Source organism: Flavisolibacter ginsengiterrae DSM 18136 (assembly GCF_059568575.1).
In genome coordinates this window covers 230,622-251,379 of sequence record NZ_JCANTR010000001.1, presented here as the reverse complement: position 1 = coordinate 251,379, position 20,758 = coordinate 230,622, and the positions used below count along the sequence as shown (strand labels likewise).

Annotated in this window: 22 protein-coding genes; 12 read left to right on the top strand and 10 right to left on the bottom strand. The window is 40.2% G+C overall.

Features of this window, described 5'->3' with window-relative positions; genetic code table 11:
• Positions 1-7: 7 nt before the first annotated feature.
• Positions 8-736 carry a YqjF family protein gene (locus BP74_RS01115; RefSeq protein WP_496370195.1) on the bottom strand — a complete coding sequence of 243 codons (729 nt, stop codon included), beginning with the start codon at positions 734-736 and terminating at the stop codon, positions 8-10.
• An 88-nt stretch (positions 737-824) separates the two neighbouring features.
• Here BP74_RS01115 and BP74_RS01110 point away from each other — a divergent pair, with 88 nt between their 5' ends.
• On the top strand, positions 825-2,012 hold the full coding sequence (locus BP74_RS01110; protein WP_496370193.1) for a thiolase family protein: 1,188 nt from the start codon (positions 825-827) through the stop codon (positions 2,010-2,012).
• 433 nt (positions 2,013-2,445) lie between these two features.
• On the opposite strand, the gene BP74_RS01105 is transcribed toward BP74_RS01110, so the two are convergent.
• Positions 2,446-2,706 carry a SemiSWEET family sugar transporter gene (locus BP74_RS01105; protein ID WP_496370191.1) on the bottom strand — a complete coding sequence of 87 codons (261 nt, stop codon included), beginning with the start codon at positions 2,704-2,706 and terminating at the stop codon, positions 2,446-2,448.
• A gap of 75 nt (positions 2,707-2,781) precedes the next feature.
• Here BP74_RS01105 and BP74_RS01100 point away from each other — a divergent pair, with 75 nt between their 5' ends.
• From BP74_RS01100 to BP74_RS01090, 3 genes are all read left to right on the top strand, one after another.
• On the top strand, positions 2,782-3,036 hold the full coding sequence (locus BP74_RS01100; protein WP_496370189.1) for a hypothetical protein: 255 nt from the start codon (positions 2,782-2,784) through the stop codon (positions 3,034-3,036).
• 144 nt (positions 3,037-3,180) lie between these two features.
• Positions 3,181-4,167, top strand: coding sequence for a pyruvate dehydrogenase complex E1 component subunit beta (locus BP74_RS01095; protein WP_496370187.1), 987 nt, complete (start codon positions 3,181-3,183; stop codon positions 4,165-4,167).
• 281 nt (positions 4,168-4,448) lie between these two features.
• Positions 4,449-5,609: a sigma-54-dependent transcriptional regulator gene (locus BP74_RS01090; protein WP_496370185.1), complete on the top strand. Its 1,161-nt coding sequence runs from the start codon at positions 4,449-4,451 to the stop codon at positions 5,607-5,609.
• 57 nt (positions 5,610-5,666) lie between these two features.
• On the opposite strand, the gene BP74_RS01085 is transcribed toward BP74_RS01090, so the two are convergent.
• Positions 5,667-6,569, bottom strand: coding sequence for a MerR family transcriptional regulator (locus tag BP74_RS01085; RefSeq protein ID WP_496370183.1), 903 nt, complete (start codon positions 6,567-6,569; stop codon positions 5,667-5,669).
• Between the two features lie 81 nt (positions 6,570-6,650).
• On the opposite strand from BP74_RS01085, the gene lepB reads away from it, so the two are divergent.
• Together lepB and BP74_RS01075 are read left to right on the top strand one after the other, a co-directional pair.
• Positions 6,651-8,192 (top strand): signal peptidase I, encoded by a 1,542-nt coding sequence (gene lepB, locus BP74_RS01080; protein ID WP_496370181.1) that lies wholly within the window; start codon positions 6,651-6,653, stop codon positions 8,190-8,192.
• Positions 8,193-8,251: 59 nt separating this feature from the next.
• Positions 8,252-8,737: a cytidine deaminase gene (locus BP74_RS01075; protein WP_496370179.1), complete on the top strand. Its 486-nt coding sequence runs from the start codon at positions 8,252-8,254 to the stop codon at positions 8,735-8,737.
• Positions 8,738-8,793: 56 nt separating this feature from the next.
• On the opposite strand, the gene BP74_RS01070 is transcribed toward BP74_RS01075, so the two are convergent.
• The 6 genes from BP74_RS01070 to BP74_RS01045 form a co-directional block, all read right to left on the bottom strand.
• Positions 8,794-9,279, bottom strand: a complete 486-nt coding sequence (locus BP74_RS01070; RefSeq protein WP_496370177.1) for a methylated-DNA--[protein]-cysteine S-methyltransferase — start codon at positions 9,277-9,279, stop codon at positions 8,794-8,796.
• Positions 9,279-9,614, bottom strand: coding sequence for a tRNA-binding protein (locus BP74_RS01065; protein WP_496370175.1), 336 nt, complete (start codon positions 9,612-9,614; stop codon positions 9,279-9,281). The genes BP74_RS01070 and BP74_RS01065 overlap by 1 nt, the downstream gene beginning before the upstream one ends.
• 6 nt (positions 9,615-9,620) lie before the next feature.
• Complete coding sequence (locus BP74_RS01060) at positions 9,621-10,487, bottom strand: transglutaminase family protein (protein ID WP_496370173.1); 867 nt, start codon at positions 10,485-10,487, stop codon at positions 9,621-9,623.
• 29 nt (positions 10,488-10,516) lie between these two features.
• Positions 10,517-13,120 carry a type I DNA topoisomerase gene (gene topA / locus BP74_RS01055; protein ID WP_496370171.1) on the bottom strand — a complete coding sequence of 868 codons (2,604 nt, stop codon included), beginning with the start codon at positions 13,118-13,120 and terminating at the stop codon, positions 10,517-10,519.
• Positions 13,121-13,238: 118 nt separating this feature from the next.
• A complete protein-coding gene (locus BP74_RS01050; protein WP_496370169.1) occupies positions 13,239-13,847 on the bottom strand; it encodes an SGNH/GDSL hydrolase family protein in 609 nt (202 codons plus the stop codon).
• 39 nt (positions 13,848-13,886) lie between these two features.
• Entirely contained in the window at positions 13,887-14,729 is an 843-nt protein-coding gene (locus tag BP74_RS01045) for an alpha/beta hydrolase (protein ID WP_496370167.1), read from the bottom strand.
• Between the two features lie 139 nt (positions 14,730-14,868).
• Between BP74_RS01045 and BP74_RS01040 the strand changes: the two genes are divergently transcribed.
• From BP74_RS01040 to BP74_RS01020, 5 genes are all read left to right on the top strand, one after another.
• The gene (locus BP74_RS01040) at positions 14,869-15,633 is read left to right on the top strand and encodes a Rossmann-like and DUF2520 domain-containing protein (protein ID WP_496370165.1); all 765 of its coding nucleotides are present in this window, start codon (positions 14,869-14,871) and stop codon (positions 15,631-15,633) included.
• A gap of 96 nt (positions 15,634-15,729) precedes the next feature.
• The gene (locus tag BP74_RS01035; protein WP_496370163.1) at positions 15,730-16,305 is read left to right on the top strand and encodes a KdsC family phosphatase; all 576 of its coding nucleotides are present in this window, start codon (positions 15,730-15,732) and stop codon (positions 16,303-16,305) included.
• Positions 16,306-16,365: 60 nt separating this feature from the next.
• Positions 16,366-17,220 (top strand): geranylgeranylglycerol-phosphate geranylgeranyltransferase, encoded by an 855-nt coding sequence (locus BP74_RS01030; RefSeq protein ID WP_496370161.1) that lies wholly within the window; start codon positions 16,366-16,368, stop codon positions 17,218-17,220.
• 2 nt (positions 17,221-17,222) lie between these two features.
• Positions 17,223-17,783 carry a Maf family protein gene (locus tag BP74_RS01025; RefSeq protein WP_496370159.1) on the top strand — a complete coding sequence of 187 codons (561 nt, stop codon included), beginning with the start codon at positions 17,223-17,225 and terminating at the stop codon, positions 17,781-17,783.
• Positions 17,784-17,846: 63 nt separating this feature from the next.
• Entirely contained in the window at positions 17,847-19,157 is a 1,311-nt protein-coding gene (locus BP74_RS01020; protein WP_496370157.1) for a DUF2851 family protein, read from the top strand.
• A gap of 258 nt (positions 19,158-19,415) precedes the next feature.
• Here the strand turns inward: BP74_RS01020 and BP74_RS01015 are convergent, their stop codons facing one another.
• Positions 19,416-19,829, bottom strand: coding sequence for an OsmC family protein (locus BP74_RS01015; RefSeq protein ID WP_496370155.1), 414 nt, complete (start codon positions 19,827-19,829; stop codon positions 19,416-19,418).
• A 48-nt stretch (positions 19,830-19,877) separates the two neighbouring features.
• On the opposite strand from BP74_RS01015, the gene BP74_RS01010 reads away from it, so the two are divergent.
• Positions 19,878-20,696 (top strand): hypothetical protein, encoded by an 819-nt coding sequence (locus BP74_RS01010; RefSeq protein WP_496370153.1) that lies wholly within the window; start codon positions 19,878-19,880, stop codon positions 20,694-20,696.
• Positions 20,697-20,758: the final 62 nt, after the last annotated feature.

Below are 20,758 nucleotides of genomic sequence, written 5' to 3'. Positions count from 1 at the left end.
TAATGATTTAATTATTTACATGTCGGATTTTGCTTCCTTTCCTGACCTGGATTGGCGATCCCTCAGCAAGGAAAACAGATGCCGGTGGATGAGTCATTGCTTCTGCAAACTCCTTACCATACAATAACGCTGTATTACAATTTATACTATAAGATATGACCGGGTGCACCCTCCACTTTGGATGCTGTACTTCGTATATGCCTGTGCATTGGTCATTGATTTGTGTATAACCCCAGTAGTGCTCTGTAATGAATTCTTCTGCAGAACCTTTGGTTATATCAATAGGTACTTTTTGCGATACTACTCTTATATGATTCCATCCCTCGTTCGTTTTCCATTCGTATCCCACATCAAAAGAATCAGGCGTAAGGCTCCAATTATGCTTCATTGGGAGGGTAACATAATTCTCTCCATAAATAGAATTCGCTATAAAGCTGATCATCCTTTTGGGAACAATTTCCTTTAAAAAAACAACTCCTCTTTTCCAGGTATGTTCTTCTTTATACCGTACATAAAAACGAAGGTTCACTTCTTCAAAAGTAGTATGAAAGGGAAAGGATACACCCATGACCCTTGTGTCATGAAAAAGAAATCCTACAAGGCTTACATAATAGTTGCCATTATAATCTTCAAGTTCTGTTTTGCAGGGAAGATGTTTTTTTAAAATAGAAGGATCAATAATGTAATTAGCCATTATCAAATTTCTCCACTCTGCTGATAAAAAATTACTGGCCATTCTCAAAGATAAACCCCAGCTTATTCAATTTACACAACTGCCTGGGCTTGAAAACATGCATTATCTTTGCCGCGCTTAATCTTGCTATATGAATAAAGAAGTATACATCGTCTCCGCAGTACGTACGCCTATAGGAAGTTTTGGAGGTATATTAAAAGATATACCCGCCCCCAGGCTTGGCGCTATTGCCATTAAGGCAGCAGTTGAAAAAGCCGGTATTACACCAGCACAGGTAAACGAGGTTTTAATGGGATGTGTTCTCCAGGCCAACCTTGGACAAGCTCCTGCACGCCAGGCTGCCCGTTATGCAGAACTTCCTGATAATGTAGTTTGTACAACCGTCAATAAGGTCTGTGCAAGTGGAATGAAAGCTATTGCGCAGGGCGCTCAAAGCATTCTCCTGGGCGATGCGGATATTGTTGTCGCAGGTGGAATGGAAAATATGAGTTCCGTTCCTTTCTATGTTGAAAATTTAAGATGGGGTAATAAATATGGAAATACCAACATGATTGATGGTCTGGCCAAGGACGGTCTGACAGACTGTTACAGTAATACGGCCATGGGTAATGCAGCCGACCTTTGCGCTTCAGAAAATGTAATAACCAGGGAAGAACAGGATGCATTTGCAACAGAAAGTTATAAAAGGAGCCAAACTGCATGGGATAATGGTAAATTCAGTGACGAAGTAGTTCAGGTTGAATTCCCTTCACGTAAAGGCGACCCTGTTGTTGTAACTAAAGATGAAGAACCGTGGAATGTGAAATTTGATAAGATAGCCTCCTTAAAACCAGCCTTTGGAAAGGAAGGAACAGTAACTGCTGCCAACGCATCTACCATGAATGATGGTGCGGCCGCGGTAGTATTAATGAGCAGTGAAAAGGCAAAAGAGTTAGGCATACAACCATTGGCCATCATCAGGGGTTATGCAGATGCAGAACAGGAGCCAGTATGGTTTACTACAACGCCAAGCATCGCAGTACCTGCTGCAGTTAAAAAAGCTGGACTTTCTATGAAGGATATTGATTATGTAGAGCTCAATGAGGCCTTCAGTGTGGTTGGCATAGTCAATACCCGCAAAATGGATCTTGACCCAGCCCGGGTAAATGTAAATGGGGGAGCAGTGTCCATCGGTCATCCTTTGGGTTGCAGCGGGGCCAGGATCATTGTAACCCTTATCAATGTGTTGAAACAAAATAAGGGGAAGTATGGTGCAGCAGGTATTTGCAACGGTGGAGGCGGTGCCTCTGCTATGGTTTTAGAAAGTGTCGCAAGCTAAAAAATAAAGAACCTCATAAAAAAAGCCGTCTCAAAATTCAATGAGGCGACTTTTTTATGTTTGGTCAACTGGGGTTGTTTTGCATATTACTACTTAGACTTCAGTATTCTCATTTCTTTCCTGTTTCCGTTATACCTGGAGTATACCTTGATGCTACCAACAATATAGTAACTCCGTAGTATCCCCGTACTAACCCCGTTCTTTCCCCGTTCTATCCTCGTTTTCAAACGTGGATAGAACGGGTATACTATGGGATACCATCTGCTAAACCTCGGAGTTATATAGCTGTAATTAGCGGGAAGATCAGGCGTGGCTTATCCTTAGTTATGTGGGGACACATGATATAACTGAGTATAGAGCACCTGCAAAAAGACAATGTAGTCACTGATAGACCCTATGATACTTATACATCGAATTTCATGTAATCTTTCAATTATGATTGTTTATACTTAATTCTTAAGATCACCATGGTTACATTGACTAAAACTGAAAAGCAATTGGTGGCTATAATGGGCAGGTCCTCTCTTTTTATCCCATAAACGATCCATAGAATTAAACCGGCCATCAATACCAGTAACATAAGCAGTGAAACATCTTCGGCTTTCTTTTCCTTAAATGTTTTGATTACCTGTGGAAGTAAGGAGCATGCGGTCAGTATGCCTGCCGCTAAACCAATGATCTGTGTGGAATCCATACAGGTACGTTGCAAATTGTTCGCCAGCTTAAAAAGAGAAATAATTATGTTTACTTTTTATCTCAATAAGTTAAAATGAGGCTTATAATCATACTATTGACAGGAATAGTTCTATGCTCATGTTCAAGGCGCTGGACAAAGGTTGACGAGCAACATTTTACTGGAGGATGTTTAAAAGGAGCTTTTAATGATATGGATAGTGTGAAAGCAAAGAATTATTGTGATTGTATGTTACAGCAGGTTAAAAAACGTTACCCGGACCCTTCCGACCTGAAATATATAAAAGCAGATACTGCATTGTATTCTATTGGAAAGCGATGCAGGGAATAATGGGAGGGAAACATGCGTAAAACAGAACAAATGTTCTTGATGATAAACGCACCTATGGTACTTAAAATACTATGTTCCATTCATTTTAGGTTTTGTCCACTCACTCTGCTAATTTTGCCCCGCTTTTAATTAATTTATTCTACAATGAGACAAATTCCTTTTCGTGAAGCCCTTCGTGAAGCTATGAGTGAAGAAATGCGCAGGGATGACAGGGTGTTTTTAATGGGTGAAGAAGTAGCTGAGTACAATGGAGCCTATAAGGTAAGCCAGGGTATGCTTGCAGAATTCGGACCCAGGCGTGTATTGGATACCCCAATAGCAGAACTGGGTTTTACAGCAGTAGGAGTAGGTGCTGCTCAAAATGGTCTTCGTCCCATAGTTGAATTCATGACCTGGAATTTTGCCGTCCTGGCCCTGGACCAGATTCTTAATACAGCCTCTAAAATGCTGGCAATGAGCGGAGGACAGATAACTTGTCCAATAGTCCTGAGAGGGCCCAATGGGTCAGCTGGCCAGTTAGGCGCGCAACACTCCACTGCCTTTGAATCACTGTATGCCAACATACCAGGATTAAAAGTGGTCTCTGTAAGTAATGGTTATGATGGAAAAGGTTTATTAAAACAAGCCATACGTTATGAAGAAGATCCTGTGATATTTATGGAAAGCGAGGTGATGTATGGTGAAAAAAGTGAAATTCCTGAAGAGGAATATTATATACCACTTGGCAAGGCCGATGTGAAAAAGCAGGGTAATGATGTAACTATTGTCTCTTTCAATAAAATGATGAAGGTGGCCCTGGGTGCGGCGGCTGAATTGGAAAAAGAAGGTATCAGTGCTGAAGTTATAGACCTCCGTACTATTCGTCCATTGGACTGGATGACCATTTTGGAAAGCGTAAAGAAAACCAATAGGTTGGTGATTGTCGAAGAGCAATGGCCTTTTGCTTCTATTTCTTCTGAAATTACTTACCGGATACAAAAAGAAGGTTTTGACTACCTGGATGCACCTATTCGCAGGATAACTGCTGCTGACGCACCTTTACACTATGCTCCCAACCTTGTTGCTGCTGCATTACCGGATGTGCCCCGCACTGTGAAACTGGTCAAGGAAGTCATGTATTTAAAAAAATAAGAACCCCACAGACAAATTTCTTTTACCGAACTGTTGCAGAGTTTCAGCTCGTTTTTGGGCATAAACTCTGTAACTCATTCATTTTCATGTGGTTTATTTAAAAATAAATATTTTAAAATAAGTTTTGAAATATCATTTTTACCCCACATCTTTGTCTCGGTTTTTCATAGGATATTGGATTTTACACGAGGCTGGATTTCTATCCGGCCTTTTTCTTTTCCCCTGGTCACTCTCCCCATTATTGTCCTGATTTCGTTTACTTTGCCAACTTAATAAAATCTATGGCCACAATTCTCATTATTGATGATGAAAAAGCAATCCGGAAGACGCTTACAGAAATACTTTCATTTGAGGGTTATAAGATAGAAGAAGCTGCAGATGGGGAAGAAGGGTTGAAGAAATTTAAAGAAAAGGCATTTGATGCAGTGCTTTGTGATATAAAAATGCCAAAGATTGATGGAATTGACTTTTTGCAGAAGGCAGTCGAGATCAATGCGGATGTACCCATTATTATGATCTCTGGCCATGGGAATATTGAAACAGCAGTAGAGGCCGTAAAAAAAGGAGCTTACGATTTTATTCAAAAGCCACCGGATCTTAACAGGTTGTTGATTACCATCCGTAATGCCATGGAGCGAAATACTTTAGTCAATGAAACTAAAACGCTTAAGCGAAAAGCTTTCAAGGTCCAGGAGATGATCGGTGAATCTGACCCCATCAAAAAAATCAAGGATACTATTGAAAAGGTAGCTCCTACAGAAGCAAGAGTATTGATCACAGGGGAGAATGGAGTAGGAAAGGAGTTAGTTGCCCGTTGGCTGCATGAAAAAAGTAACCGGGCGGGTAATGCCCTGGTTGAAGTGAACTGTGCTGCCATACCAAGCGAGCTGATTGAGAGCGAACTTTTTGGTCATGAAAAAGGTTCATTCACTTCAGCTATCAAGCAAAGAATTGGAAAATTTGAACAAGCTAATGGAGGAACATTGTTCCTGGATGAAATAGGTGATATGAGCCTGAGTGCCCAGGCAAAGGTGCTTAGGGCTTTACAGGAAGGAAAGATCACAAGGGTAGGTGCTGATAAGGATATAACAGTGGATGTGCGTGTTGTGGCTGCAACGAATAAGGACCTGTTGAAAGAAGTGGAGGCAAAAAATTTTCGTTTGGACCTGTACCATCGGTTGAGTGTAATTGTTATACATGTTCCTTCCCTGAACGAACGAAGGGATGATATTCCATTACTTATAGAAACCTTTCTGGACGATATCTGCGACGATTATGGTGTATCAAGAAAAATGATGTCAGATGATGCCATGAAATTGCTACAGGAATATAACTGGACAGGGAATATCCGTGAATTGCGCAATGTGGTTGAACGGCTTGTTATTCTTTCTGGTAAAAGCATAACAAAAGAAGATGTCAGGAATTATGTCCTTCCCAAATAAATAGTGTGCTGAACAATTTAATGTTATCAGGTGGGTTAATACTGTAAATGGGTAGAATTATTTCGCCGTACTAATAAACTCATAGATCTGTGCATCATTTTTTAAAACAGTAAGGTTAACAAAAGACCTTTGTACTTTTTGAATGCCTTCTCCTGATGTAATGATCTTTTTGTCTTGGAATCTTTTACAGACAGATTCAAAATAATCATCAATATCAAGACCGGTGAAATTGGTTAGTGTATGGATGTATAGGTAATTGATCCCCGGTCGGTTCACCACCTCAAATGCTTCATCTGTTTGAATATTTGATCCAAGGTATACAGTACCCCACCCGGATTTTTTAAGCAGGTAGTTTATGAATAGTAAGGGAAGTTCATGAAATTCACCTTTAGGACTCATTAATACAATGGAGGGCCTGGTATTACCCATCTCCAATTTTTCTGTTTCCACAATGATCTTATTCTGTATGATATAGCTTGTAAAATGCTCCTGTGCAGGGATGACATTATTGGTTGACCAGAGTAAACCAATTTTTACAAGAAAAGGATAACAAAGATCCACTACGCATTTTTCAAAACCGATTTTTTCAGTTACCTGGTTCACTACGGTAATAAATCTTTTTTCATCAAAGTCGAGTGCTGCTTCTATTAGTTGGTTAATAAAAACCCTATAGTTCATATTCCCTACAGTAGCTTCGTTCACCAGCCCGGTTATCTGGCTGTCAGATAGTGCTGCAATCTTTGAAACTTTCCAGCCACTATGGTATAAAAACGATATACGTAGTAATTGCTTTAGGTCCTCATTATCATAGATCCTGTGCTGACTTTCCTTCCGCCTGGGTGTAAACAGGTCATAACGTTGCTCCCATATGCGTAAAGTATGGGCCTTGATACCGGTTAAATTCTCTATATCCCTAATCGTAAATACCTGCATATAATTAAAAACGGAATTGCCAATCATACACTTTAGCAAAAACTTTGCTTACATTGGCAGCCGCAACATTTTTTAAATAATACATTTGTTTGGCTTAAAAGTAAGAGAATGCCTGCTTATCATCTTTTTATTGTTTATTTAATTTCTGTACTTCTTGTTTTTCTCCCATCATTTGGGGCTGCCGGTATGTTTAAAAAGGCAGGTGTGGCAACATGGAAGGCCTATATCCCATTTTATAATACATGGGTAATGCAGGATCTTGCAAAAAGACCCAAACATTGGGTATTCTGGCAATTTATTCCGGTCGTTGGATGGTTCATTACACCAGGCATATTCATTGAATTTGTCAAATTGTTTGGGCGCTTCGGATTTTGGGAACACACATTGGCCGCCTTGTTCGCACCTTTTTATTTTCCATACCTGGGTTACAACGATAAAATTCATTACATAGGTCCTGAAGGTGCTAAACGATACCAAAAGCCGGGATGGAGGGAGTGGGTGGACGCAGCTATCTTTGCTATTGTAGCGGCTACGCTTATACGAACTTTTATCTTTGAGGCTTATACCATTCCATCTGGTTCAATGGAGAAAACCTTGCTGATCAATGATTTTCTATTTGTAAGTAAGTTCAGTTATGGGCCCCGTATTCCCAATACGCCACTATCCATTCCATTTGTACATAATTATATTCCGGGCACCAGCCGCAAATCATACAGCGAATTAATTGAATTGCCTTATATACGCTGGTGGTCTTCACCAGTAAAAAGAGGTGATGTGGTGGTATTCAATTTTCCTGCAGGCGATACTGTAATCAACCTGCCCGATTTTCAATCTGCCAGGCCATATTATGATGTGATTCGCAGCCAGGAATTCAATGGTAATCCTGCTGCGGGACGGAACTTCATTTTATCCAACCAGGACCAATACCCGATAGCAGTGCATCCACCGGATAAAACGGATAATTATATCAAACGATGTACAGGTGTATCGGGTGATATGGTAGAAGTAAGGAATAACGTGGTATACACCAATGGAAAGGAAGAGCCTAATCCGCCCATGTCCATGATTAATTATACTGTGATCACCAATGGCCAGACCCTGGATGCTGAGACCATGAAGGAGCAATATAATGCAGATATAGAAAAAGGTGAATTTATGCAGGGCGATCAGCCCAATGTATATTATATGTCGCTTACCGAAAAAGCCAAGAATGACCTTATAAAAAGTGGTGTTGCACGACAGGTTGTACCAACTGTTAATTACCAGGCCGGCGGTGGTGCTGTTTTTCCATATGATATAAAGCACAACTGGACCAGGGATAATTATGGTCCTATATGGATTCCTAAGAAAGGCGCCTCTCTCCAGTTAACAGCTGATAATTATAGTTTGTACGAACGTGCTATTCGTGTATATGAGCATAATGATTTTGAAATGAAGGATGGTAAGTTTTTACTCAATGGAAAAGAAGTTACTTCTTATACTTTTAAAATGAATTATTACTGGATGATGGGAGATAACCGCCAGGGTTCACAGGATTCAAGGTATTGGGGATTTGTGCCTGAGGACCGTGTTGTGGGCAAAGCCTGGCTAATCTGGTTTAGCTGGGATGGAGGTCCTCGCTGGAGCAGGTTGTTCAAGACAGTAAAATAAGCTACCTTTAATTGCCTTTCAGGAAAACTGAAGGGCATTTTTGTCTCTAATTGAATAGTATGAAGGAAAAAAAATTTGAGTTTAATTACACGGTTTACGACAGTATTGAAGAATTACCCGATGAACAACGATGGTTATTGAATGAAGCCAGGGAGGTGACAGAACAGGCTTATGCACCTTATTCAAAGTTCCAGGTAGGAGCGGTGGCCAAGATGGCCAATGGAGAGATCATTGCAGGAAGTAACCAGGAAAATGCTTCTTTCCCTGTGGGACTTTGTGCAGAAAGGGTGTTACTGGCTTCTATTTCATCTGTATTTCCCAAGATACCTATTGAGACCATTGCAATCAGTTATAAGAGTGAGCACCAGGTGAGCGACCATCCGATTTCCCCTTGTGGTATCTGCAGGCAGTCATTACAGGAATTCGAAAGCAGGGTAGATCATCCTGTGCAACTTATCCTGGGAGGCATGACAGGCCCCGTCTATGTGATTGATAGTGCCAGCAGGTTATTGCCATTGGCTTTTACAAGCGAAGAACTTAGATAAACATTACCTAAGTAATTGGATGTGCTATTATGATATTTTCATAATAGCATTTTCATTTAAAATAGTTGCTGCACACCGGAGTAAAATTTTGCTTCATGGTCAAGGAGCCACTTTTTTCTCCATAGCCCACCAGCATATCCAGTAAGCGACCTGTCACTTCCTATTACCCGATGGCATGGAATGATAATAGCTATATCATTCTTTCCATTGGCAGCCGCAACGGCTCTTATGGCTTTAATATCACCATATTGTTTGGCCAGGTCCTGATAGCTGATGGTTTTTCCATACGGTATAGCATAAAGCAGGTCCCAAACCTTTTTTTGAAACTCAGTACCATCCTGGCACATGGGAATATCGAAAGTCCGGAGGTTACCCTCAAAATAAGCACTCAATTGAGTAATAGTATCTTCAAGGATGGGATGACGATCATTAATCAAATTTTCATCTGTATCCATAAAAGAAGCAGAAACGAGATGTGTATTAGTACATTGAATTTTAATCTGTCCAAGTGGTGAACTATACGAGAACGAAAACAATTCCATCACCCGACCTTTAAACCGTTAGAAACTTTTGAGTGGGGTTGTAGTAATACCACCTCGTTGTTTTCATTATAAATGCCAAGTACCAGGCACTCGCTGGTAAAATTGGCTATTTGCTTGGGAGGGAAATTTACCACAGCAATTACCTGTTGACCCTTTAGTTCATCAGGAGAATATAGTTGCGTGATTTGAGCGGAAGAATGTCTGGTACCGATGGGTCCAAAATCAATGGTTAACTGGTAAGCAGGTTTTTTAGCTTTTGGAAATGGCAGTACAGAGACAATTGTGCCTGTCCTGATATCTATCTTTTCAAAATCATCCCAGTTTATCGTGTTCATGTATATTTAGTCCAGCAGTTTAGCCAGGTTTAGCATTTCTTCTTTCTTGTACTGATCTTTGTCATTGTCAAAACATTTTGCACCTTCTTCTAAAAGATGTTGAATGACTTTTTTATTGCTCAGTGGCTTAAAATAAGTATCTACAAGAGGAACAGAAATTCTTTTAAAATAATTTTCAATGTCCTTGTGCGTAAAAACCATTCCACTGGTAGGATCAATGAAAAATTCTATTTTATCTAAATGATCCATGGAGTGCTCGTTGCTATACCCTGGTTTGAAGTAGGCTAAAACAAACTGCCTGGGCACTCCAATAGCTTTAACCGGTATATCAAGAAGGTCGCAAAGAATGAGGTATAAAATTCCATTACTTAATTGGTTACCTCTTTTGGATTCCAAAACCTTGTGTAGCAAAAATTCATTTATATCCGAATAGGCAATCTCTGTACCCTTCAGACTATGATAGCTATAAAGAATTCCTGTAATGATGCGAACCTGTTCAAGAGGGGTCAGGTAATTATTTAATTCCAACCATATATTCCGTCTTATTTTTTCCACTTCCAGTAGCACCGGGCTGGTACTTAGTTCAGGGAATTGAAATTTAGATACCAGCAGCGAACCTACCAACAGGTCATGATGACCGGCAAGATTCCATTGCCTGAAATCTTCAACAAGATCTGTGTAATGCAGACGATGAATAATCAATTCAATCCGTTCCTGGATTTGCTGGTCTGGTGTTAATTCCCAAAGGTTTTCAAGATTAGGTATTATGGTCCTCCCAAATCCTACGATCTTGTTGGATACTGCACCGAATACTTCCTCATCCGGATCATCTATCAGGTTTAATAAGGCTGATATTTCTTTCGTTTGTTCCATTCTTCACTATATCGTAATAGCTAAACCGTTTATTTTTTAGGGCTTTTTTTCGTTGCTGTTTTTTTGCTGGCCGCTTTTTTAGGGGCTGCTTTTTTACTGGCGGTTTTCTTGGCAGCTGCTTTCTTGGCAAAAGCACCAGGCACTTGTGTTTCAATCATTTTCTTTACATCCTCCAGAGGAATTGTGGTCAATTCCTCTGCTGACAATTTTTCACCATTTGCTGCACGCCCTAATTTCAGCATTTTTTTATTAAAACGTATAAAAGGTCCCCAACGCCCATTTTCAATGCTTATTTTTTCTGAAGGCCACTGCTGTATAAAGCGGTTTGCCTCTTTTTCTACCTTTTTTTGAATAAGTTCTTCAATATCCTTTTGGTTCAATGAATCAAAATTGTATGCCCTGGGAACATTTATGAATAGGTTATTCCATTTAATAAAGGGACCGAATCTTCCTTTTCCCTTTGTTACCGGCTGTCCCTCAAATTGTCCTATGGGAGCATCAGCCACTTGTTTATCCCCTATAAGTTCTTTGGCCTTATCCAGGTCAACATCCAGTGGTTCCAATCCCTTTGGAAGTGAAATAAATTGTTCTCCATATTTAATATAAGGACCAAACCTGCCAGTATTAACTGAGATTTCCTGTCCCTCATATTCACCTAAAGTGAGAGGCAGTCTGAAAAGATCCATGGCCTCATCCAGCGATATCGTTTCAATGCTTTGACCCTGTTTCAGTTTGGCAAACCGGGGCTTTTCTTCACTTTCAGTTGCTCCAATTTGTACCATGGGTCCATAGCGACCCATACGGGCAATTACCGGTTTGCCTGTCCTGGGTTCAGTTCCCAGGTCCCTTTCACCACTAATCCGTTCAGCCGTTTCAATGGTGTTTTCCACATCTTTTTTAAACGGGTTGTAAAAGTCATTGATCATTTTGCTCCAAAGGATCTTTCCCTGTGCCACATCATCAAATTCTTCTTCAATTCGTGCTGTGAAGCTGTAATCCATGATATCATCAAAATACTGCTTTAAAAAATCAGTGACCACCAACCCAAGGTCTGTTGGAAATAGTTTTGATTTTTCTGCACCTGTATTTTCTGTTTCAGTTTTCCTGGAAATATTATCATTATTCAAAATAAAAACACTGTATGACCTTTGTATTCCTTCCTTATCTCTCTTTTCAACATACCCTCTTTTTTGAATGGTAGATATGGTGGGTGCGTAGGTAGAAGGCCGGCCAATACCCAGTTCTTCTAATTTTTTAACAAGGGAAGCTTCTGTATAACGAGGGAGCGCCCTTGAAAAACGTTCTATTGCTTTCATTTCCCTGAAGCTCAATTGCTGACCAATGGATAGGGGAGGTAACATGCCTTCCTGTCCCTCAGCTTCTTCGCCTTCAATATCTTCATCGTCCAGGTCTTCGCGGTAAACTTTTATGAACCCATCAAATTTCAAAACTTCACCTTGTGCAGTTAATTCTGCCTTATTGGTGGATATTCCAATTTTAGCTATAGTTTTTTCCAATTCTGCATCAGCCATCTGGCTGGCCATCGTTCTTTTCCATATCAATTCATATAAGCGTCTTGTTTCAGCATCACTTATAGTTGTATTGGACATATAGGTTGGCCGTATGGCTTCGTGCGCTTCCTGGGCGGATTCATTTTTATTTTTATAGCGTCGTGCCTTATGGTATTTATTGCCGTAAGAAGATGTAATGGTTTTCTCAATATCTTCCATAGCCGTTTCGCTCAGGTTTACCGAATCGGTACGCATATAGGTTATCTGGCCATTCTCATATAGCTTTTGAGCCAGCAACATGGTTCGGCTAACTCCATAACCTAATTTCCGGCTGGCTTCCTGTTGCAAGGTAGAAGTGGTAAATGGCGCTGCCGGGGAACGACGTGTAGGTTTAACCTGTATATCATTTACAGCATACTTTGCCCCAATGCATTCTTTGAGGAATTGTTCCGCCTCAGCAGCTTTGGAAAACTTGGATCCTTCTGCCTTAAAGGAAACCTGTTTGCCAGCTATATCAGTAGCAGTGAAAATAGCTTCTACTTTAAAACTACTTTGAGGAGTAAAGGCGTTGATCTCCCTTTCTCTTTCAGCAATTAACCTTACAGCCACACTTTGCACCCTGCCGGCACTCAGGTTATTTTTCATGCTGATCTTGCGCCACAGCACAGGGCTGAGCTCAAAACCAACTATTCTGTCCAATACCCTCCTGGCCTGCTGGGCATTCACAAGGTTCATATTGACCGTTCTTGGATTGCCCACAGCTTTCTGAATGGCAGGTTTGGTGATCTCATGGAAAACAATGCGCTTAGTAGTTTCGGGGTTCAGACCTAATACTTCACACAAATGCCAGCTAATAGCTTCTCCTTCACGGTCCTCATCCGTTGCCAGCCATACTTCTTCACTTTTCTTGGCCAGTTGTTTCAGGTCGTTCACGACCTTTCTTTTTTCTTCGGGAACTATATACCTGGGCCGAAAGTTATTTTTCACATCTATGCCCATGTCATCTTTTTCCAGGTCACGAATGTGACCATAGCAACTCTTGACCTCGAAGTTGCTTCCCAAAATCTTTTCAATGGTCTTAGCCTTTGCCGGAGACTCAACTATCAACAAATTCTTCGCCATATGCGCGTATTTCTGTTCAATTTTTATCCCAAAATTTCGGGGTTGCGAACATGCAAGTATAAGGCAAAGAACATTAATTATAGAAAAACGGCCTTTTCAGGCTCAACGGGAGAAGCTGTTATTTTAGTTGCTGAGCTATTCTTTTACTTAATAAACCTGTCCAAATTTTGTATTCTTTGCCAGAAAAATGAAGTCCATCTCCACCCACCAGTGTTGCATCATCACCCGCTTTCCTGGAGTCGGGAGTTATATCTATATATCCCGTTTTGTATTGCAGTGAAAGAGCTTTGGAGATGGTGTTAAATACATCGATCTCCCTTGCGATCTTTTCTTTATCCAATTGGGCAGCAAAAGGCATTACGCTATAATCCGGAATAGAAATTACGAATACATGTGCCGGCTTGTTATTTGAAAAACTAATGGCTTTCTTTAATAATTCCTCAAACTCCATTTTATACAGCATCACATCACGTCCCCTATACTGATTGTTAACTCCTATTAATAAAGTGACGAAATCATACCGTGGTAATAAATGACATTTTTTAATCCCTTCCTCCAACTCGTCTGTGGTCCACCCTGTTTTGGCAATAATTTCAGGGGCGAGGAAGTTGTAACCGGATTGGCGCAACTGGTAAACTGTTTGATAGGGAAAGCTTTCAGACAATGGCAGGCCTTCGCCAATAGTATATGAATCTCCTAATGCCAGGTAAGTAAAATTTGAATGCATGCACTTTGCTTTTATAAATATTACGCTGGACCACAAGGTTCATAGAAACTCCAAAATGGCTTTTACGGAGCTATTATCCCTGTAAATCCTTCGATGCCCCAATCCTTCAGAAATAATGAAATGGAAATTAGGATAGTTTTTTTCCATTAAAGGTTTAACATCCGATAGTGGAGTCATATCATCATGCTTATCCTGCAAAAACAGTACCTGTGCTTTGATGTTCTCTGAAGCTCTTAAAATGGAATACCAGCCGGGAGGATTCCCACCCAGATGGGTGAGGTAATGGTCAAACTCCTTCCTTACGTCTGCATCAAGGTTTAATAATTTAAAAAAATGATCCGCTGCTGTTTTCGTTTCCATGGCAGGCGCAATCAGAACCACTTTCAAATTTTCATTATGGGGTATTGTTTCCAAAAATAAACTAACTGCCAGCCCACCGAACGAATGTGACAGGAATGCATCTATGGGGCCATGGTCAGCATAGATTTGCTGTATCATGTTTCTATACATTAGCACATTCACTTCCCTGCCGGTACTCTTGCCGTGTGCCGGTGCATCAAATGCTAAAACTTCATATCCTTTTTTAACCAGGGGACCCACATACCTGTCAAAATTGACAACACTGGATTCAAATCCATGAAGGATCAATACTTTTTTTGAAGAAGGATGATTCCAACGATATCCCCTGATCATGTCATTGCCTAATGTAAATTCAATTTTTTCAGATTTTTCAAAGGAAGCAGGAAGGGGTTTGGTATTCTTAAACTGTGGCGTGCAGAAAAGATGAAAGGCTGCTTTGGCTGCTTTTTTTTTCGAAACTGCCGAAAGAAGCGCAAATTTAGTTCTGATATAGGTAATAAGATAGCGTTTCTGCAATGCCATTAGGGGAAATGATTTGAGCGCCGAAGATCGAAGTTATTGAGTAAATGAAAGCCCTGTTACCTGGAATTCGCTTATTTGATCAATCTGCTGAAAATTTTATCCTTTGCAATAACTTCGGAGATTAAGTTTTGAATTGAAAATGGATATTGTATTAATTGGCACAGGAAACACGGCTTCTGTATTGGGACGCAAATTAAAGGCAGCAGGACATCGCATTCTCCAGGTCTATGGCCGAAATTCCATGGCTGCCAGCGAATTGGCCTACGAACTGGCAACAGAATCTACCAATTATTGGAATGTAGTCAATAAAGATGCTGACTTGTATATTCTTGCGGTTTCGGATATAGCTATTGGTGAGATCGTCAGGGAACTTCATTTCCCCGGGAAGACTATAGTTCATACTGCCGCTTCTGTGTCTAAATCTATTCTTGGAAAATCCTCAGAACACTATGGTGTATTTTACCCGCTTCAAAGCCTCAGGAAAGAAATACAGCTGCTACCGGATATTCCCATGATTATTGATGCCAGCGATCAATCCACTCTTGAGCAATTGGAAAAGCTGGCTTTGACTATTACAAACCATGTTATCGTGGCAGATGATGAGCAACGAAAGAAAGTTCACCTGGCAGCCGTATTTTGCAACAATTTTGTCAACCATTTATATGCATTAGCCGAAAAATATTGTAGTAGGGAAGGAATAGATTTCAAACTATTATTACCATTGATAAAAGAAACCGCTAGTAGGGTAGAATTTACAAGTCCGGGAATATCACAGACAGGTCCTGCGGTTAGAGATGACCAATCTACCCTGGAAGAACACTTGAAAATGCTCGAAGCATATCCTGAAATGAAGAGAATATATTCTTTAATGAGTGAAAGTATTTATTTGGAAAAGGTGGTATGACCCCTGCAAGGATCTCGGTAATTACCGGATCAAATTGTGGAAGGGTAATGTAATTGCAGGGTTATCAGTATTATTTATATCTTTCATTTTTCTATTATGCCAAACACTTCACAAAAAGGCAACATCCCAGAAAATCAGACTGCCTCCGGCGATAATGTACTGGCCCATTTTCATAACATTAATACATTCGTTTTCGATGTTGATGGTGTATTGACCGACGGCTCAGTACTTCTCCTGGAAAATGGATTACAGGCAAGAAAAATGAATATAAAGGATGGTCTTGGACTCCAGATGGCTGTAAAAAATGGGTATAAGGTGGTTATTATTTCAGGTGCAGCTTCTGAACCTGTGATCCATAGGTTTCGGTACCTTGGAATAGATGAGATCCATTTAGGTATTACAGACAAATTGTATTTCCTGGAATTATTTATTGAACAAAACGGCTTGCAATGGGAAAAGATCTTATATATGGGTGATGATCTTCCAGATGTGGAAGTGTTACAAAAAGTGGGTCTTTCCTGTTGTCCCGCAGATGCTGCGGTGGAGGTAAAGCAGGTGAGTAAATACATCTCACCCATAAATGGAGGAAACGGTTGCGTAAGAGATGTGATTGAAAAGGTTTTAAAATTGAATAACCATTGGAAGTATTATTCAAATATTTCCTCAAGATAAATCTGGATGATCGGTGCTTTTTTTAAGTTAATACGCTGGCCTAACCTTGTCTTTATAATATTGACCCAGTTGCTATTTTATTATTGTGTTTACATTCCCTTGTTTGGTGTAAATGATTATGCAAAATTGCTATGGCTCATTATTGCATCTATTTTTATTGCGGCAGCTGGGTATATCATCAATGATTATTTCGACCTCAACATAGACCAGGTAAACAAGCCTGAAAGAAATGTGTTTGTCCGAACTGTTAACAGGCGATGGGCAATCATTTGGCATTTTATCTTTAGCCTGATAGGTGTGGGAGCCACGCTTGCTGCAGTAGGACTATATAAATGGTACCTGGTACTGGCCAACATCATTGTTGTATTCCTGCTTTGGTTTTATTCAACTTCATTTAAGCGCCAGGTAATAATTGGCAACCTTGTTATTTCCCTGTTGACCGCATGGACTGTACTCATCGTTTTTTTTGCTTTCACCAATCCTCAACACGCTTTTGTTGCTGATCCTGCATCAGTGAAATTTTTCAGGATCGCTTTTCTGTATGGTGGGTTCGCATTCGTTATATCACTGGTCAGGGAAGCCATTAAAGATATGGAAGACATTGAAGGTGATGCCAGGTATGGTTGTAAAACACTTCCTATCGTATTTGGGCTTAAAGCAACCAAAATATATACGCTGGTTTGGATGGTGGTTTTAACGGCAGCCCTGCTAATACTACAACTGTACATCTTGCAATTTGGATGGTGGATAGCAGTATTATATAGTATTCTCCTTGTAGTATTGCCTTTATTGTACACTACTTCCAAACTTGTTAAGGCTTCCGGATTACCTGAGTTCAGTAATTTAAGCAAGCTTACCAAGTGGATCATGTTTACCGGTATACTTTCTATGGTCTTTTTCCGAATTTATTTTTAGTTATGGCTAATATTATCCTGGCATCACAATCACCAAGAAGAAAACAACTCCTGGAGTGGGCAGAGATTGATTTTGATATTATCATTGAGCCCACTGATGAAACTTATCCCGAAAACCTTGATCCGGGTAACGTGGCCATATATATTGCCACGCAAAAAGCTGAAGCTGTCAAACCCATGGCCAGGGGCAAGATCATCATTGCTGCGGATACCATTGTGGTTTTGAATAACGAGATCATTGGCAAACCAAGGGACAGGCAGGATGCCATTCAGATCTTAAGTAAGCTTAGTGGCAGCCACCACCAGGTGATCACCGGGGTTTCTATCTGGAATGAAGCAACTGAAGTTTCATTTTCGGACCTGACAGATGTTGAATTTCATTCTTTGACTCCCGCACAAATTGAGTTTTACGTTGATAAATACAAACCATATGATAAAGCAGGGGCGTATGCTATACAGGAATGGATCGGTGTAGTAGGGATAAAGACCATCAAAGGTGATTTTTATAATGTTATGGGCTTACCGGTGAGCAGGGTAGTTCAAGCTTTAGAAAAAATGAGGTAAGCAGGCAGTTATATTGTTATTCTTTTAAATATTTTTTAAGTTAGAGGAGCTTAAACTTTTTTAATGGATAAATATATCCAGGCTCCCCTTGCCTATAAAAATATTGACAGGTTGAACGAAAAATTGCTACAATATCTTTGGCAATTCCAGTATTTTAATAAGACCGATCTTAAAACTACCAGTGGAGAAACCATTGAAATTTTATATCCCGGCAGACTTAATAACAACCAGGGACCAGATTTTTCTGAAGCGCAGGTTAGAATTGATGGAACTATAATGGTAGGTTCGGTTGAGATCCACTTACGTACCTCGCAATGGATCGAACATGGTCACCAGGCTGATGCTAATTATAATAATGTAATTCTTCACGTAGTATTTGAAAATGACAAGGAGACAGACCTGGCTTTTCCCCTGCCTATACTTGAACTGCAACCAAGGATTTCTAATTTATTAATTGAACGATATGCCTCCTTAATGGACACCCGGGCATTTATTGCCTGCCACAATAGTATTGCAACAACCAGGGATATCATCTGGATTTCCTGGAAGGAAAGATTGCTGGCAGAAAGACTTACAAGAAAATCAGCAATCGTATTTGATTTTTTGCAAGAGAAGGCAGACCATTGGGAAGAGATATTTTGGTGGATGCTTGCGCGGAATTTTGGATTAAAGGTGAATATTGAGGCCTTTGAAGCCGTGGCCCGTTCAATACCCATAAGGATACTGGCACGCCATAAAAGCCAGATACACCAGGTAGAAGCACTTTTGATGGGACAGGCAGGTTTATTGAATGGAAATTTTACCGAAGATTATCCCCGCCTTTTACAAAGGGAGTATAAGTTTTTGCAAAAGAAGTATGCTTTAAAGCCAATACTGGTGCCGATATATTTTCACAGGATGCGACCCGGTAATTTCCCAACTGTGCGCCTGGCCCAACTGGCCATGCTGATACATAACTCAGCCCATTTGTTTTCTGCTATACTTGAAACGGAAAATTTCAAAGATATCTATGGCTTGTTTGAGGTCACGGCAAATGATTATTGGCATTACCATTACAGGTTTGATGAACCCACATCCTTCAAAAGAAAAGTTGTTGGAAAAACTATGGTTGAAAACCTTATCATCAATACAATGGCTCCTGTGATCTTTGCATATGGCCTTCATCATAAAGAAGAAAAATATAAACTTAAGGCATTGGAATGGCTGGAGCATACCCCGGCAGAGGTAAACAATATAACCAAAGGTTTTGAGGCCCTGGGGCTTACCAATCAAACAGCATACGAATCCCAGGCTTTTATTGAATTAAAAACTCAGTATTGCGATCACCGGCATTGTTTGAATTGTTCTGTAGGCAATGCACTCCTCAAAAATTAATTACATAACCCCCCGACATTTTTTATAGCGGCCACTGGCTGCTTCTGAAGGAGTAACCGAACGGGCACATGATACCAGTAAAATGGCGATAAGGCAGAAGATCAGGAGCTGGAATTTCATAGGATCATTTTGAACAAAGCTAACAGGGAGATTTCTGAAAACTAAATAAAACCCGATGTTTATCTACCTGGTAAAACTACCTTTCGTATGGGGATTTTTTACTTAGTTCATTCTTGTGAAGGAGCAATTATCAAACTTCTAGCTCCAGGAGCCCCAGTCAATATTTACTTCAAGATCTGGATGAAGACTTTTTTGCACCGGGCAATTGATTCCTGTATTCTTAAGTATGGTTTTGGTTTTCTCATCAACACTATCAAGACTTTTGGGAAAATGAAAGACCAGGTTAATGCCGGCCACACGCCTGGGCTCAGGCTTCATCAACTTTTCCACCTCCACTTTTACATCATTGAGGTCAATACCTATTGACCTGGCTTTAATACCCATCACTGTTATCATACAGGTGCCCAATGAAGTCGCCATTAGGTCAGTTGGTGAGAACCTTTCTCCTTTTCCCTGGTTGTCTACAGGAGCATCTGTTTCAATGTTGGAGCCCGAATGCAGGTGCGTACATGTAGTTCTTAATGCGCCTTCATAAACAACTGTTGACGTCATACTTTTTTGCCTAAATTTACGTTGTACAACCTAACATATTCTATCTCAGTGAAAAAAGTAATTCTGTTTTTAGTCCTATTGACAAGTGGTGCCGTAGTTATGGCACAAGATTCAACAAGCCGGGTAAATAATGATGAATCATCTAAAGACGAAAAACGCCAGCGTACCAACACTTTGATGAAGCAGGAGGAAGAAGGTAATCTTAATTATGTAAAACAGAATGGATTCGGTATCCAGCTTCGTACCAATGGTTATGGCATTTTCTTTGAAGTTGGCCGGAGGAAAACACAGCGGGTTACTAGTACCTATAGTATAGAACTTACAGAAATTAAACATCCCAAAGAAGAAAAAACTGGTGGTAATTTTTTTTCCAATCCTTTTATATATGGTAAGATCAACAATTTTTACCAGCTTAATTTAGGCTTTGGTAAGCAATATATTTTTGGACAAAAAGGAAACAAAAATGGTGTTGCTGTAATTGGGCTTGCCCAGGGAGGACTATCCCTTGGTTTATTAAAACCATATTATATCACTACCAATACCAGCGGTTCCGATGAAACCATAAAATACAGCCCGGAAGACAGTCTCGTATTTCTTACGTATAACAATCAAAATTCAGGTGCAGGGTTTACAAAGGGTTGGGGAGAAATTAAATTAAAGCCTGGGGCCTATGTAAAGACCGCTTTGCGATTTGATTTTGGGCGTTTCAATGAATCGGTTAGTGCCATCGAGATAGGAATGAGCCTGAATGCCTATGCCGACAAGATCTCTATCATGGCACCTGTAACCCTTGATGGTAAAGCAGCGGGACCCCAACGATTCTTTTACCAGGGTCATATTGCCTTTGTTTTTGGTCGCAGGAAGTAACACATTTGCCTTCACCGATATTTATGATGGTTTTCCGCAGATTATTAGGAAATTTGCCCTTT